The organism is Streptomyces sp. NPDC002994, assembly GCF_040611155.1.
Taxonomy (GTDB): Bacteria; Actinomycetota; Actinomycetes; order Streptomycetales; family Streptomycetaceae; genus Streptomyces.
On sequence record NZ_JBEXNQ010000021.1, the window covers coordinates 81,706 to 97,133 of the forward strand.

Annotated in this window: 13 protein-coding genes and 1 tRNA gene; 4 read left to right on the forward strand and 10 right to left on the reverse strand. The window is 68.2% G+C overall.

Annotated elements, in window-relative coordinates:
• Nucleotides 1–4 precede the first annotated feature (4 nt).
• The 4 genes from ABZX79_RS26285 to ABZX79_RS26300 all read right to left on the reverse strand — a co-directional run bounded on the left by ABZX79_RS26285 (nt 5) and on the right by ABZX79_RS26300 (nt 4,303).
• Nucleotides 5–1,306 carry a homoserine dehydrogenase gene (locus ABZX79_RS26285; RefSeq protein ID WP_355262467.1) on the reverse strand — a complete coding sequence of 434 codons (1,302 nt, stop codon included), beginning with the start codon at nt 1,304–1,306 and terminating at the stop codon, nt 5–7.
• Nucleotides 1,307–1,401: 95 nt separating this feature from the next.
• On the reverse strand, nt 1,402–2,793 hold the full coding sequence (lysA, locus tag ABZX79_RS26290; RefSeq protein ID WP_355262471.1) for a diaminopimelate decarboxylase: 1,392 nt from the start codon (nt 2,791–2,793) through the stop codon (nt 1,402–1,404).
• A 16-nt stretch (nt 2,794–2,809) separates the two neighbouring features.
• On the reverse strand, nt 2,810–3,790 hold the full coding sequence (nrtL, locus tag ABZX79_RS26295; RefSeq protein ID WP_355262474.1) for an ArgS-related anticodon-binding protein NrtL: 981 nt from the start codon (nt 3,788–3,790) through the stop codon (nt 2,810–2,812).
• Nucleotides 3,791–3,868: 78 nt separating this feature from the next.
• Entirely contained in the window at nt 3,869–4,303 is a 435-nt protein-coding gene (locus ABZX79_RS26300; protein ID WP_355262477.1) for a response regulator, read from the reverse strand.
• 151 nt (nt 4,304–4,454) lie between these two features.
• Here ABZX79_RS26300 and ABZX79_RS26305 point away from each other — a divergent pair.
• A tRNA-Arg gene (locus ABZX79_RS26305) sits at nt 4,455–4,526 on the forward strand.
• Nucleotides 4,527–5,339: 813 nt separating this feature from the next.
• Here ABZX79_RS26305 and ABZX79_RS26310 read toward each other — a convergent pair.
• Complete coding sequence (locus ABZX79_RS26310) at nt 5,340–5,915, reverse strand: hypothetical protein (protein WP_355262480.1); 576 nt, start codon at nt 5,913–5,915, stop codon at nt 5,340–5,342.
• Between the two features lie 458 nt (nt 5,916–6,373).
• On the opposite strand from ABZX79_RS26310, the gene ABZX79_RS26315 reads away from it, so the two are divergent.
• The 3 genes from ABZX79_RS26315 (at nt 6,374) to ABZX79_RS26325 (ending at nt 7,713) form a co-directional block, all read left to right on the forward strand.
• Nucleotides 6,374–6,823 carry a GIY-YIG nuclease family protein gene (locus tag ABZX79_RS26315; RefSeq protein ID WP_355262483.1) on the forward strand — a complete coding sequence of 150 codons (450 nt, stop codon included), beginning with the start codon at nt 6,374–6,376 and terminating at the stop codon, nt 6,821–6,823.
• 216 nt (nt 6,824–7,039) lie between these two features.
• Complete coding sequence (locus ABZX79_RS26320) at nt 7,040–7,303, forward strand: CopG family transcriptional regulator (protein ID WP_355262486.1); 264 nt, start codon at nt 7,040–7,042, stop codon at nt 7,301–7,303.
• Nucleotides 7,300–7,713 (forward strand): PIN domain-containing protein, encoded by a 414-nt coding sequence (locus tag ABZX79_RS26325; RefSeq protein WP_355262489.1) that lies wholly within the window; start codon nt 7,300–7,302, stop codon nt 7,711–7,713. Before ABZX79_RS26320 ends, ABZX79_RS26325 begins: the two co-directional genes overlap by 4 nt.
• 141 nt (nt 7,714–7,854) lie before the next feature.
• Here the strand turns inward: ABZX79_RS26325 and ABZX79_RS26330 are convergent.
• From ABZX79_RS26330 to ABZX79_RS26350, 5 genes are all read right to left on the reverse strand, one after another.
• Nucleotides 7,855–8,662, reverse strand: a protein-coding gene (locus ABZX79_RS26330) for an IS5 family transposase (protein ID WP_355262617.1) whose coding sequence is annotated in 2 segments (ribosomal slippage) — nt 7,855–8,346 and nt 8,348–8,662 — 807 coding nt in all. Because the reading frame shifts where the segments join, the coding sequence is not laid out codon by codon here.
• Nucleotides 8,663–8,756: 94 nt separating this feature from the next.
• Complete coding sequence (locus ABZX79_RS26335) at nt 8,757–9,101, reverse strand: hypothetical protein (protein WP_355262492.1); 345 nt, start codon at nt 9,099–9,101, stop codon at nt 8,757–8,759.
• 13 nt (nt 9,102–9,114) lie between these two features.
• On the reverse strand, nt 9,115–13,812 hold the full coding sequence (locus ABZX79_RS26340) for a putative T7SS-secreted protein (RefSeq protein WP_355262495.1): 4,698 nt from the start codon (nt 13,810–13,812) through the stop codon (nt 9,115–9,117).
• Nucleotides 13,813–13,815: 3 nt separating this feature from the next.
• A complete protein-coding gene (locus tag ABZX79_RS26345) occupies nt 13,816–14,442 on the reverse strand; it encodes a hypothetical protein (RefSeq protein WP_355262498.1) in 627 nt (208 codons plus the stop codon).
• Nucleotides 14,439–14,837 (reverse strand): SseB family protein, encoded by a 399-nt coding sequence (locus ABZX79_RS26350; protein WP_355262501.1) that lies wholly within the window; start codon nt 14,835–14,837, stop codon nt 14,439–14,441. The genes ABZX79_RS26345 and ABZX79_RS26350 overlap by 4 nt, the downstream gene beginning before the upstream one ends.
• Nucleotides 14,838–15,428: the final 591 nt, after the last annotated feature.

Genomic DNA, 15,428 nt, shown 5'->3' on the forward strand with positions numbered 1-15,428 from the left:
GTCCTTACTCCCCTTCAACACGCATGATGCTGGCGACACCGCGCACGGTGTCGAGCTTGCGCAGCGCCTCGACGGTCCCCGAAAGGGCGGCGTCGGGCGCGCGGTGGGTGACGACGACGAGGGATGCCTCGCCGCCTCCGTCCTGCCGGCTCTGCTGGCGCACGGTGTCGATGGAGACACCATGCTCGGCGAAGATCGTCGCGACCTGGGCGAGAACGCCCGGTTTGTCGGCCACATCGAGGCTGATGTGGTACCGCGTGACGACCTCGCCCATGGAGCTGACAGGAAGCTGGGTGTACGCCGACTCACCGGGCCCGGTGGTCTCGGCTACGAGATTCCGGCAGACGGCCACAAGGTCGCCAAGCACGGCGGAGGCGGTCGGAGCGCCGCCCGCACCCGGACCGTAGAACATCAGCTGCCCGGCCGCCTCGGCCTCGATGAAGACCGCGTTGTACGCCTCGCGGACCGAGGCCAGCGGGTGCGTCAGCGGGATCATCGCCGGGTGGACGCGCGCGGTGACGGACTGGCCGTCGGCGGCGCGCTCGCAGATGGCGAGGAGCTTGACGGTGCAGCCCATGCGCTTCGCGGAAGCGATGTCCGCGGCTGTGACCTCGGTCAGCCCTTCCCGGTGTACGTCGCCGATCCGCACGCGGGTGTGGAAGGCGATGCCGGCCAGGATGGCGGCCTTGGCGGCGGCGTCGAAGCCCTCGACGTCGGCGGTGGGGTCGGCCTCGGCGTACCCGAGGGCGGTGGCCTCGTCGAGCGCCTCGGAGTAACCGGCTCCGCTCGTGTCCATCTTGTCGAGGATGAAGTTGGTAGTGCCGTTGACGATCCCGAGAACGCGATTGACCTTGTCCCCGGCCAGCGACTCGCGCAGCGGCCGTACGAGCGGAATCGCACCGGCGACGGCGGCCTCGTAGTACAGATCGCGCCCATGCTCCTCGGCGGCGGCGTGCAGGGCCGCGCCGTCCTCCGCGAGCAGTGCCTTGTTCGCGGAGACGACGGACGCGCCGTGCTCGAACGCGGTGGTGATGAGGGTGCGGGCCGGCTCGATGCCGCCGATGACCTCGATGACGACGTCGATGTCGCCCCGTTTGACCAGGGCGGTCGCGTCGGTCGTGATCAGGGCGGGGTCGATGCCCTCGCGAACCTTGGAGGGGCGGCGGACCGCGACCCCGGCGAGCTCGACCGGGGCCCCGATGCGGGCGGCGAGGTCGTCGGCGTGCGTCGTCATGATGCGCGCCACCTCTGAGCCGACCACACCACAGCCCAGCAGCGCCACCTTCAGCGGACGCGTACGCATCATCCGACCTCGTTTCCTTCTCAGCTTGAGTGTGAACCAGTCTCACTCACCGGACGGGAGTTTCTATCCCCGGTCCAGATTGCGAGACATCTATTTCATTAACCGACATCGAGACGCAGGAGATCTTCCTCCGTCTCACGCCGGACGATCACGCGCGCCTGGCCGTCATTGACGGCGACGACGGGCGGCCGCAGCGAGTGGTTGTAGTTGCTGGCCATGGACCGGCAGTACGCACCAGTCGCAGGCACGGCGATGAGATCACCGGGCGCGAGATCGGCAGGCAGGAACGCGTCGCGTACGACAATGTCGCCACTCTCACAGTGCTTGCCGACGACACGGACGAGCATGGGCTCGGCGTCCGAGGCGCGCGAAACCAGCGCCACGCTGTATTCGGCGTCGTACAGCGCGGTGCGGATGTTGTCCGACATGCCGCCGTCCACGCTCACGTACGTACGCAGCCCCTCCAGCGGCTTGATCGTCCCGACCTCGTAGAGGGTGAAGGCGGTGGGCCCGACGATGGCGCGACCGGGCTCGACGGAGATGCGGGGGGTGGCCAGCCCATGCGCCTCGCACTCCCTGGTGACGATCTCGTTGAGCGCCTTGGCGATCTGGTGCGGCTCGCTGGGGTCGTCCTCGGAGGTGTACGCGATGCCGAGCCCGCCGCCGAGGTCGATCTCGGGCAGCTCGACGCCGTGCTCGTCGCGTACCTCGGCCAGCAGCTGCACCACGCGCCGCGCGGAAACCTCAAAACCGGCCATGTCGAAGATCTGCGAGCCGATGTGGGAGTGAATGCCGATGAGCTCGATCCCGTCGAGCCGCAGGGCACGCCGTACCGCTTCGGCCGCCTGCCCGTCGGCGAGCGCGATCCCGAACTTCTGGTCCTCGTGGGCGGTGGCGATGAACTCGTGAGTGTGCGCCTCGACACCCACCGTCACGCGGATCTGGACGCGCTGCCGGCGGCCCATGCTCTGCGCGATGTGCGCGACACGGACGATCTCCTGGAAGGAGTCGAGCACGATCCGCCCGACACCCAGGCGCACGGCCCTCTCGATCTCCTCCACGGACTTGTTGTTGCCGTGGAAGGCGATGCGGTCGGCGGGCATCCCGGCGTCGAGCGCGGTGGTGAGCTCCCCACCGGAGCAGACGTCGAGATTCAGCCCCTCCTCCTGAAGCCAGCGGACGACGGCCCGCGAGAGGAAGGCCTTGCCGGCGTAGAACACATCGGCGTCCGGCCCGAAGGCGTCGGCCCAGGCGCGGCAGCGGGCGCGGAAGTCGCTCTCGTCGAGGAAGTAGGCGGGCGTGCCGAACTCCTCGGCGAGGCGGGTCACTTCGATGCCACCGACGGAAACGACACCGTCGCTGTTACGCCGTACAGTCCGCGCCCAGACCTTCTCGTCGAGGACGTTGAGGTCGGCGGCGGGGGCGGTGTAGTGCCCCTCGGGGTAGACGTCGGCGTGGCGGGGCCCGGCGGGGTGTGCGGAACGGCTCATGTCTCTTCTGTCTCTCTCACAGATGTTCGGGGGCGCTGACGCCGAGCAAGGACAGGCCGCCGGCGAGCACCGTCCCGGTGGCCTCGGCGAGGGCCAGCCGGGAACGGTGGGCGACCGAGGGTTTCTCGTCGCCCAGGGGAAGGACGGGGTGGGTGTCGTGGAAGCGGAAGAATGCCTCCGCCGCCATGTCGAGGTGCCGGGCGAGCCGGTCGGGCGCGCGATGGCGGGCAGCGGCTTCAAGGATGCCGGGGTAGTCGGCAAGGACCCGAGCCACCCCGCACCCCTCTCGCACTCCCACTCGCCCGTCTCCATCCCCCATGAACCCAAGTGCGGTGGCATTGCGGACCAGGGCGCGGCAACGGGCGTGGGCGTACCGCACCCGGAAGAGGGGGTTGGTCTCGCGCTGCACGAGGAGGTCGTCGGGGGCGGCGGTCGCGGTGGGCCAGAGCAGCCGCCACGTGGCGCCGTCGCGCCCGAGCCGGGCGCGGAGAGCCTCAAGGTCGCCAAGGTCGCCAAGGTCGGCCCCCGGGACATCAGTCGCACTCGTACGCACGACGGTCCCGCCCTGGGCATGGACGAGCCGGGCCACGGCGTCGGCGTGGGGCCCGCTGCCCACCCGGACGACGTCACCGGCGAGCGCGCGGCCGTGCCCGTAGGCATGCCCCTGGGAGAGGACGGTACGTACGACGGAAGCGTGAGCGTCCTCGGCGAGCGTGAGGTTCAGGAACCCGGGCCCGGTGACCTCGACGTCAACAATGCCCCCCTCCCCCACTCCCATCTCCATCAGCACGGCCCGCAAAATCTCGGCCACCTCGTGGGCGGGGCGGCCGGCGGGGCCGGCGAGCTTGAGGGCGACGTTGGTGGCGTAATCGCCGCGGCCGCCGGGCCGCGGCCGCTCGACGACAGCGCGATCCGGCACCGGCGCCCGCAGCACGTCCTCGTCCACGGCGCGACGCACGGCGCGCAGCACGGTACGGGAGAGCTCTGCGGGGGTCACGGGACCAGCGTATGGGAGGAGGGGGGTCACCACGCGAACCGGTTTCGCCATCCGGGCACCAAGGGGTCGGCGGTCACCTCAGCCGACCGTACGCCCCGCCTGCCCGGCTTCATGCCTGCCGTCAGCAGCCGGCGGGCCCTCCCGGTGCATCAACTGCCGTACGAGCCTGACCAGCTCGGCGGGCTCGAAGGGCTTGGAGAGGAAGGCGTCGACGCCTACGGCGAGGCCGCTCTCCACCTCGTACTGCGTGCAGGCACTGATGATCGCGACGGGCAGCCGACTGGTCCGCGGATCCTCTCGGAGCCGGGCGGCCGTACGCAACCCGTCGAGCCGGGGCATCACGACATCCAGCGTCACGAGATCGGGGCAGACCCGGTGAACGATGTCCAGAGCCTCGGCACCGTCGGCCGCGGTCACCACCTCGAAGCCCTCCAGCTCGAGATTGACCCTGATCAACTGCCGGATGACCTTGTTGTCGTCCACAACAAGCACGCGGCCGGACACGCCTGGCACAACTCGAGAGTAGGTTGCGCCGGACCGCCGCGTCCGGCTTTTGGCGACTTCCACCCCGGGAGAGGGACGCCGGGAGCCCGCAAAACCTGTTCATGGACACCCGGCCGGAGCTGGTAGTGTTCAACCCGTCGCCGGTTAACCACGGCGGTACGCCCCCGTAGCTCAGGGGATAGAGCAACGGCCTCCGGAGCCGTGTGCGCAGGTTCGAATCCTGCCGGGGGCACTCCGGGAAAGACTCCTGACCTGCAGAAATACAGGTTGGGAGTTTTTGCGTTCACGCCAAGACGCACACGGTCTCCCGACCGTTGCTCTTTTGAAGCCCCGTAGCGCCCCGAACAATCTGGCCAGCCTTCTCTGTTCACGGATTTCCGCAGGTCAAAGCCACTTCGCGAGACACTCGGCAGCAATACTGTGACAAAATTCCGACCCTGGCACGGATCTGGCGAGCAACGTCGTCTTCGCACCGAGAACCGCTTCTGACCTGCCTGAATGCGGCTGAGGCCACACGGAAACGTAAGCGGTCTGGTGGGTCGTCACTCTTTTCGCGTGGACGCTACTGATCTGATGCTGGCGGCCCCGGCCCGTCACCCTGCATGCTGCCTGCTCCTGCCACATCGCTCACCAGGTGACGGGTCCTGCGTCCAAGCCGCCGGTCAGGATGTCGGGCCGCAGGCGCAGTTCCTCGACCGGCACAGCGAGGCGCATCTGGGGACAGTGCGTTGACGAGATGAGAGAAGGCGATCTGGAGTTGCATACGGCCAGGGGCGCCGATGCAAATAGCGCACCGCGACCGAAGCTCAGGGGTTGGGGCGTCGTACAGGTGGCGTCTATGCGGTCCGGGGCATGGAAGACGGAGGCATCGTGTGGCGGCGCCGCTGTCCAGCATGACGAGATCGCCAGCCTGGATCGTCACGCCCCCAGCCTCGATGTCGGTACGGGCATAGCGCGGTATGTCTCCGCCGTTCCGCCCCGGCACGCGCGGGATTTCCTCGACCACGCCCGGGACCAGGGCGGAGTCGGTTACCTAGCTGCTTGGTCAGAGCCACCCCACGTGCTTGAGAGTGGGCACGACATGCGTGATCGCATGCAGCGCGACGGGGGCCACCTCATTTGCGGGGCCAACAAGCGCGCATAACCGGTTCCTCTGCCGCCCTTCCTCCCGGAGGATCGCCTCTCTGGTGTCGATCCTGCTGACACCGTGGCCATGGACGGCGTTGAGAAGCTCGGCCCCGCAGACGTCGAGCAACTGATCGGCCGTACACCACTTCTGCCTCGGCCACCCCTCCTTGTCGGGAAGAATGAGGCAGACCGCCATCAGCAGATGAAGGCGCCCGCGTTCTGTCAGGTGTCGTACGCCTGATCGTTTCCTGCCAAGAAGAGCCGACAGGGGCTTCGGCATCTTCGGTACCTGCAGCGGCCGGGCCGTGACTATGTCGCGCTCTGCCGTTCGCCACTCGGTGTCATGGAGGAGCAGGTCGGGATGCCCCTCGATGGTGAGACGCCACTCTGTCCTGATCCCACTGGAGGACTCTCCAGTGCAGGTCTCCCCCGTCACCGGTGTGGCTCCGGGCTCCCTGCTCAAGGTGACCGACCCGCCCAGCTTGTACGTCATTCGCTTCCCCCTGGCTACGCTGCGTCGATGATATGACAGCAGCTCGCAACAGCCGCATTGTCATCCTGAAGCTCACCTGCCGCTAGGGGATACGGCTGCTCCATGATGCCGTGGGAGTGTTCATCGACATGGTGCAGCAGTTGAAGGGCGGACACTCGCGCGCGGGCTGAGCAACGGAAATCCACCACCGGCCGTAAACCGCCGGGGTCTTGGTCCTGAGTGGCGCACCACGCCTGCTACCCGCGCCAACGAGATGAACCCGCAGGTGAGCACGCCCCCTGAGCAGCCTGTCGGATCAAGCTGCGGGGTGATGCCGTAGGCGACGACAGAGCCGCTCCGTCGCGCCTAGGGTGCGCCCATGCTCGACGACGCGACCGTTCAGCGGGGCCACAGCCGATCTGCTCTCCGCACCCCAGACCTCCGGGCGCGCGGCTAGCGCCCTGCCCACAACCGCACGGGTGTACGCCTGGTGGGCGCCGCCCGAGGTCCTGACCTCCTTCCCCGGACCAGTCAACACCGGCGATGCCGGACGGCGACTGCTCTACCTGTGCAAGGCCGGCCGGCTGCGGGCCCACGTCGTCTCGAACCACCTGAGGGGCTCCGGACGGTCCACCCTGCGCCGGACCCTGGCCGGACTCCTCATGCCCGCCGAGAGCTACCGCACCACCTGGACCAACCGCGTCGTCCTGATCCCCGAGGACGAGCAGCGCCTTATCCACTGGATGCACCGGCAGCTCACCCTCACGTGGACCAAGCGCCCCGACCCGGTCCCGCTGGAGACGGAACTGATCTCCCAGCTGCACCCGCCGCTGAACGTCGAGGGAGCGGAGCATGGCGCCTCCCGGGACCGCGTCAAGCAGGCACGAGCCTTCTACTACGCCAGTGCCGGCCCGCGCCCGGACAAGTAGCCGGCGTAGTCCATTTGTCGCGGGCCCGTATACCTCGGCGGCTGCCCTGCGCGCGCGACCGGCGGCGAGCACGGCATGGGCCCGGCCGTTGCACCGGTTCGTCCGAGGACTCCCACAGGGACGGATCACCGGCCGGCCAGTACCCGCCCCGCCTCGCCTGAACGGGCTTGAGTCCCGCACACGCCAACCGGGGAGATGGGCGGTAGGATAGGTAGCATGAGCGACCCTACCGGAAAGTACTCGATCACCATGCCACGCGACATCGCCGAAGCCGCCAAGGCCCGCAGCGGCCCCTCCGGCCTGTCCGCGTACGTCGCCGCAGCCGTCGCCCGCCAGATCGAGCGCGACAACCTCAACGAACTCATCACCGTCGCCGAAGCCGAACACGGGCCTGTCACCGACGAGGAGATCCAGGCACTGCGCGACCAGCTCCACCAGGCCCGCGACAACCAGGCGGCGGGCGGAGCGAACGCCGCGTGAGCCGCTCCCCCGCCATCCCCGGCGGCACACTCGTGCTGGACAGCGAGGGACTGGCCAAGGCCGTCCTCCGCGACCGGACCGTCACCGCCTGGCTCGCCCTCGCCCGCGCCGACGACCTACGCGTGATCACCTCCGCAGCCACTCTGGTGGAAGTCGTCCACCCGCGGATCAACCGCCCGGCCCTGGAGTGGACCCTCTCCCGCCTCGTCGTCGAACCGGTCACCGAACCCATCGCCCGCCACGCGGCCGCCCTCCTCGCCGACGCCGGCCTGCACGGCCACAAGTACGCCATCGACGCCATGCTCAGCGCCACCGCCCTCGCCGCCCCCAGTCCGACGACGGTTCTCACCTCAGACCCCGAGGATCTAACCACCCTGTGCGGCTCTCGCATCACCGTCATCAAGGTCTAAGCATCGACTCTCGCCCGCGGTACCGATCCCCTTCGGCGCTCCCCACAACAGGGCCACCAACCGCGGAGCCATTCCGATCTGAACCATGGCAGTAGCCGCCGCTCTAAGGCCCAAACGTGGCCTTTAGAGCTCGTAACACGATCATGATCGGTGCTTCTTGAGTCGCCTCCAGCAGATGAGGCTGCAGGCGAGGGATACGAACGCGTCGTGGAGTCCGGTTCGGCGTTCCCATCGCACGGCGAGCCGTTTGAACTGGTGGAGCAGGGCGAAGGTCTGCTCGACGACGTAGCGGAGCTTGCCCATGCCCTGGATGTTCGGGGTGCCCTTGCGGGAGATGACGGGCAGGATCCGGCGTCTGCGCAGCTCGTCGCGGTTGGGGTTGGAGTCGTAGCCCTTGTCGCCGAGCAGGGCCTCGGGACGGCGGCGGGGACGGCCGCGGCGGCCGGCGACGGGCGGGATGCCGTCGACCAGGGCGAGAGTCTGGGTGACGTCGTTGACGTTCGCCGCGGTGGTGATGACCTTGAGCGGGGTGCCACGTCCGTCGCAGATCAGGTGGTGTTTGCTGCCCGTCTTGCGGCGGTCGACCGGCGACGGACCGGTGTCAGCACCCCTTTTTCGCGCGGATGTGGGAGCCGTCCACACACGCCCTGGACCAGTCGAGCTCACCCGCCGCGTTCAGCTCGGCGAGCAAGATCCGATGCAACTGGTCGAAGACACCGGCCTGCTGCCACCGCTCCAGGCGGCGCCAGCAGGTCTGCCCGGAGCCGAACCCCAGCTCCAGCGGCAGCAGTTGCCAGGCTATGTCGTTGTGCAGGACATACAGGATGCCCTGCAGGCACAGCCGGTCCGGCACCGGCCGAGGCCCCGGCGACCGCTCCGGCCAGGCCGGCAGCAGCGGCTCGATCAGCGCCCACAAGTCGTCGTCCACGATCCACGGCCGAGTACTTATAGTGAATCTGAGCGCGAACGAACTCGACACCAACCAGGGCAAGTGCAGAATTGAGCAGCATCTACCCAATTCCCGCCCCAGAACCTCAATGAGCTCACTCCTTCTTCCTTACCTTCAGCGCCTCGGATCGAGCCAGCAATTTCTCGGCGAACTCATCCCAGTCGGGGCCGAAACTCAGGAGATCCGATCCGGCTTGCCCTAGGATTTCGGCGTCGTCAGGCCGCTGTAGGCACAGCAGGCGGAAGGCCAGGTTGCGTGCCCAGACCGGGAGTGCCATCCAGTCTTCGGCCAGGGATTCCTGCAGCGACTCCCAGATATCCTGAGGATCCGCGAAAGTTAGCTTCTCGATAAATTGCTGGACCTCGACGGGGATTCCCATGGCGCCGCCATTCACCCCGCCCGTGGAGACCTGTGACATGAGTTGCGTCAGTTCAGGCACAGTCAGCCTTCCGTTATGGGTTCAACCAGTAGGTCGCAACCCGGTATGTACCGTCGGGCGTCTGCGACACGCGATATCCGATGCTGTGCCCGTCTACGTCAACAGCCCCCTCCAGGGGTCGAACGCCGGGACCAGGTTGCGGAACGCTTCCTCCGCCCTTGATGAAATCGTATACATCCCTGACGATCGACTTCTCAATCTGGTCCGCGGACAGGCCAGTGCTCCGTAGGTCGTTCTTCACCCCGCCGGGCCCTGTGTGCTCACGGTCATAGCCGTGTCCGGTGTTGAACTGCCAGTCGTCGTCGCCGACTTTGGCCCACCGTTTGAGGTTCTCGCCCTCACCCGCTGTCCTGCCGTAAGCGACCTCACAGCCAGCGAGACCGGACGGGTCCGCCCACGTGTGGGGATTGTGGACCCACGCCACAGGGTTGGCGGCAGGCGCGAGGCCGAGGGGGTCCGGGCTGGTATAACGCGCGGTGGCGGGGTCGTAGTGGCGGAAGAGGTTGTAGTGGAGGCCGGTCTCCGGGTCCGCGTACTGGCCGGGGTGGCGCAGGGGGGTGTGGGCGGTGGCACCGCGAGCCACGGCGGTGGTGCCCCAGAGGGTGCTGCGGGTCCGCCAGGCGAGGTCGCCGTCGGGGGTAACCAGTTCGGTGGGGGTGCCGACCAAGTCGGTGATGATGGCGAAGAAGCGGGCGTCGACGGCCTGCTGGGTTTCGGGGTCCAGAGCTCGCTCGGCCTGGACGACGGGAGCGACGCCGTCGTAGTCCCACGTCAGCGCGACCGACGGGGCTCCGGCATGCGTCGTGGTGGTCTGTTCGATGACCTGGATGCCGTCCCAGGTGAAGACGGTCTCCTCGGCCACGTTGCCGTCGGCGTCGACCCGCTGTTTGGCGGTGCGACGGCCGAGGGGGTCGTAGTGGTAACGCCAGGTGATGCCGTCGGGGGTGGTGCAGGTGGTGAGGTGGTCCTCGGCGTCCCATGTGTAGCGCCAGACGTCGGGTTTGCGGGAGAGGCGGGTCTTGCGGCGTTCGATGACACGGCCGGCCTCGTCGTGGACGTATGTCCACCGGCCTGCCTTGTGCAGCCGGGTACCGTTGAACTCACGCTCACCGACTGCCGACTCGCCGTGGGACGTGGGCCAGGTGGCCTGGGTCAGGTTGCCCGCGGTGTCGTACGCATAGGTCTCGGTCCAGCCCTCGCCGGTGACCTGTGTGACGCGGCCGGCGCGGTCGAGGCGGAAGCGCCGGGTGCCGTTGAGACGGTCGGTTACGCCGGTGAGGCAGCCGTCGGTCCGGTACTCGTACGCCTGGTCCTGCACCACCGCACCGCCGCTGTGCCGGTACATCGCGGCGCGTGGGTCGCCGGTGACGCCGTCCGCGGTGACGGTCCGGGTGAGGAGGCGTCCGGCGGGGTCCCACTGGTTGGCCCAGGTCAGCGCCGTGTCGACATGGCGCCTGGTTTCACGTCCGGCGGCGTCGAAGGCGAAGTCGAGGGTGTGGCCGTCGATGCCGAGGCCCACGCGGTTGCCTGCGGCGTCGTATGCGTAGGTCGTGACAGCGCCGGTCGGAGTGATCCGGCGCACCGGTCGGCCGAGCGCGTCGCGGTCCAGGGTGAGGATGCGGCCTTCGTACATCTCGGTACGCGGCCTGCCCATGCGGTCGCGCTGCAGGACGAGTTCGGACTCCGGTGTCGCGGCGGCGACGAGGCGGCCTGCGAGATCGTAGGTGTAGTGGGTTTCATCGCCGTCGGCGTTCTTGACGGTGACGCGGCCGAGTAGGTCCCGTTTGTAGGAGACGGTCTGGCCCATGGAGTTCGCCCGCTGCCGCAGGCGCCCGGCTTCGTCGTGGGCGTAGACAAGGAGGCGGCCGTCGAAGTCGCGTTCGGTGGTGACGAGGCCGCTGGGGTCGTACTCATAGCCCCAGGTCAGGCCCTGGGGGTTAATGACCTGGCGCATCCGGAGTTCGGTGTCGTAGCGGAACTCCTGCCGGGTGCCGTCCGGTTCGGTGCGGGCTTCGAGAAGGTCGAAATGCGTGTACTCGTACTCCGTGACGGCGCCGACGGGATCGGTATGGCGGATCAGGTTCCCTTCGCCGTCCCACTCCAGGGACTCGACGGCTCCGTCCGGGCCGGTGCGTCGGGCGAGCTTGCCGTCCACCGTCCAGCTCATATGGGTGACGTTGCCCAGCGGGTCGGTCACCGTGACCGGGCGGCCGAATGCGTCGCGCCCGTACGTGATCGTGGCGCCCAGCGGGTCGGTCACTCTGAGCGGCAGCCCGGCGGCGTTGCTGTCGACGCGCGTTGTCCGGCCCAGCGGGTCGGTGACCGCTGCCAGGTGGCCTTGCTCGTCGTACGCCAGGGCAATGGCGGTGCCGTCCGACCGTACCGTGCTGGTCAGTCGTCCTGCCTCGTCGTACACGCGGCGGGTGACAGCCCCGCCCGGTTCCCGCGTCTCGACCAGGTTGCCGACCTCGTCGTACGTGAGGGAGGCGGTGGTGTCGTCGGGGCGCTTGAGGCTCAGGAGCCGGCCCAGGTCGTCGTAGGTGTAGCTGGTCGTGGCACCGAGGGGGTCGGTGACGGTCAGGGGGCGGTGCTGGTCGTCGTACGTCGTACGGGTGGTCCGCCCCGAGCGGTCGGTCTCGGCGACGATCCTCAGTTGGGAGTCGACGGTGAACAGGGAGATGTGGCCGAGGGAGTCGGTGACGCGCGTCGTGGTGCATCTCGGCTCAGGGCTGTCCAGTCCGTACTCGAAACGGGCCCGCAGATGTCCGGCCTCGCCCTCGTGATGGACGCACCGGTCCTCGTCGTCGTAGGTGTACGAGAACGAGCGTCCGTTGCTGTCGGTCCAGGCGACGATGCGGCCCCGCTGGTCGACCTGGTATTGGGTGGCGCGGTCTTCCGAGTCGGCTATGGAGGTGAGGAAGCCTTGATCGGAGTACGCGTAAGTGCGCAGCCGTATCAGTCCGTCGGGTGTGGAGAGTGAGAGACGGGTGATGCGGCCGGCATCGCAGGTGAAATGGAGTTCGTAGCCGCCGGAGTGGGTCATGGAGTGAGGGCGGCCGAGGACCCATTCGACGGAGATCCAGTTTCCGAGGCGGTCGGATATGGAGGTCAGGCTCGCGATGCCGTCCCCTCCGGGGTCGGTGCCGGGCGGCGGCTCGAAGGTGCGGGTGGTGCGCGTGACGGGATCGGTGAGCGCATAGGAGCCGTCGGGGTTCCGCTCCAGTGACCATCGAACCCCCTGCGACGGCGTCACGGGTAGGCCCGGAGCCGGATGTGGGTATGCGCGGACGCTGCCGTCGGCGGCGACGTGGATGACGCCTTCGGAGTCGATCTCAAGGCGTTCGTCGATGGTGGAGGCCCAGGCGGGCCCGAACCAGCCGCCGTTGCGGTATGCGGACTCGAAAGTGCGGATGAACTCCAGCGGGAGGGTGCCGGGGAGGGTGATGTCGGTCTGCGCCAGCACCATGCGCCCGGTGGCCATGTCGACCGGCTCGTTCCGCAGAACCTTGCAGTTCAAGTCCCGCGCCAGGTCGCTGAGACGTTCCTTCACGGACTTGCGGGCGGCTTCCTTCGCCCCCTGCTCGATGGCCTCCTTGCCCGCCCCCTTCAAGCCGGCCTTCAGCCCGCCCTTGACGGAACCGCCCGCGCCTTTGCCGCCGACGAGGTCGACGGCGATGCTGGCGAGGGCTTCGGCGGGGTCGCGCCAGTTCTGGTTCTTCACGATGCCCACCAGACGTTCCGGGTGGGCGACGGTGGAGGCCAGGCTGGTGAGGACGCCGTTGACGTTCTGGAGGTACTGGCCGGGGTGGGTCAGGTTGTACGGGTCATTGGGGTTGAGCATCCGCACCAGGCCGACCGTCTCGCCGACGGCCTTGAGGGCACCGCCGGTGAAGTGAATGCTGTTGAGTGCCATGCCCTCGACCATGTCCCGGCCCATGGACGTGACCAGGTCCCAGCCGCCGGGCGGCTCCGGCGCCAGCCGCACCAGGCCCATCATTGTGTCCTTGGTCCGGCGGGCGGTGTCATCCCGCTGGTGGCGGGCCTCGGCCACCATGTGCTGTGCCAGCTCCAGACCGGACTTACCCGGATCCTGGAACGGGGCGGGACGGGGGCCGGGGTCTTGCCCGGCCTCGTTCCTCCGGTTCCATTCATCCGCCGTCGCGTTGTAATCGGCCACGGCCCTGTCTGACGCCGCCTTGGCCCGTTTGAAGATCGCGACGGCTTCTCTGGCCTGGCCCTGGGCCCACTGCACAGTGGAGGCGTATGCCACGAGCGCCTTCGCCGCTTCCTCGCACGCATCGGCGGCGGACAGCCAGAACTTCGGCTGCGGCTCGAACTCGGCGCGGAACGCGTCCCCTGCCTCGCCCTCCCAGCCGTGGACGTCCAGGCCCTTCATCCCCATGCCCAGCCGGTCGAACGCCTTGTAGAAGTCCCGCAGATGCTCCGCCCGGTCCGTCAGCTTCTCCACGTCACCGTGGATGATCTCTTTCGGATCCTCGGTCTCGCCGAGCTGCCGTTCGGCGACGTCCGCGCCGAGCTTGTCCGCCGTCCACTCGGATGCGTCCCGTACGCCCTCGGCCGCGCCATCCAGTCCCACGGCGTCGAGACCGTCGGCGGTCTTGTCACCGACCCATTCGACACCGTCGCCCACCGCCTCGAGGCCGTCCTTGGCCGCGCCGGTGACGTCGTTGATGAAACCCCCCAGTCCCACGGTCTAATTCCCCCCGTTGCCCGTCTGATTCTCCTGGCTGCCCTGATGGTCGTTCTCGGGCGGCGGTCCGTCCCACTGCCAGTCACTGCGGTCCTGCCCGGCCGGGCCCGTCACGTCCTGCCACGGAGAGGTGGTGAAGTCCTCGCCGACCTGCTGCCACTGGTCACCCATCGCGTCCCAGTCCGGCTGCGAGGTGTCCACCTCCGGCACCCGTGGCCGTACGGTGTCCCACACCTCGCCCCACGACTTGTCCGCCGCCTTGTCCCCCTCGGCAATGCCCTGCTGCGGGTTGTACGAGCCAGCCGTGACCGCGGTCTCCTTCAGGGCGCCGACCACGTACTCCTCCTGCTCGTGGTACAGACCCGCCGACAGGCCGAGCTTTCGTGCGATGTCGTTCGCGTCCTGCATTTTCGAATGAATGGCTAGCGCCCAGCGGTCGCAGAACTGACCGAACGCATCCGCCAGTTCGCCTGAACCCATTTCCAACCCCGACATGCTCAGGGACTGGAAACCGTGCCCCTGCTGCGCGGTAATCGAGAAGTAGCCCGTCTCCTCCAGCTCGTTGATCGCAGCGGTCAAGCCGCGCTCGACCTGCCGGGCCGACTCGGGATCGAACGTGTAGCCGCTCACGACGGCGCCTCCTGGTCCGAGCCCTCAGCCACCGCCACGTGATCGGGCACGATGCCCTGCGCCGGAGGCAGCAGGAACGCCCCTTCACTGCCCACATCCACCGCGACTCCACACGGCACTCCGATCTCCGCGAGGGTCTCGTCCAGGAGGCGAGCACCGTACACACGCCGGAACTCCCACCGACCGCCCTCACCACGCGCCTGCGCGAAAGCCGTCAACGTGTCCGTGTCCGTGAACGCGAAGACCCAGCGCAGACCGGCCTGGTCACCTGTGAGGATCCCGCCGTCCCGGATCGGCACCAGCACCAGAGACCTGCGGAACTCACCCAGTACGGACTGCACTTGGGGCAGCGCCAGGTTCGGGCCCCCTACGTCCTCCAACAGCACAATTGCCACCTGCTTCCCCGTTCGAACAGCCCCTCGACTCTAGCCGGACGCCGTAGAACCGTCCTGCAATGGGTGATCGAGAACCAAATGCACTTCGCCCGCGACACCACCTTCGCGGAGGACGCCTCGCAGGTCCGCAGCGGGCACGGCCCGGAGAGCATGGCCACCCTGCGCAGCCTGGCCATCAACACAGGCTCCTGCGCTGGTAAGTTGAGGCGTCGAACACCTCCCTCAAAGGCAGTGGCGCTTGTCCGTTGCGGACACCTACGTCGTCCCCCGATCAGAGGTCGCGCTGAAAGAGCTCAGTGACTTGGTCAAGCACAGGCTCGCCGGAACCACCAGGGGCAGCTGTATGCCTTGGTCAAGCAGCGTGTCCGTGCCGGCCACAGCGTTGTCATGGCTACGGAATCCAGCGAAGAGCCAGTGCGCGCCCGCCAGGCGCGTACACGCGATCGGGACGCCAAACGCCGGACCTACCTTCACCGCACCTACAAACAAGACCCGCCGGACAGCTGGCAGCCTGCCCCACCACTCTCGCACCGGACGCCGAGGGCAGCGACCAAGGAACGAAGGCTCGGCGGCACGCCCCGAAGGCCATAC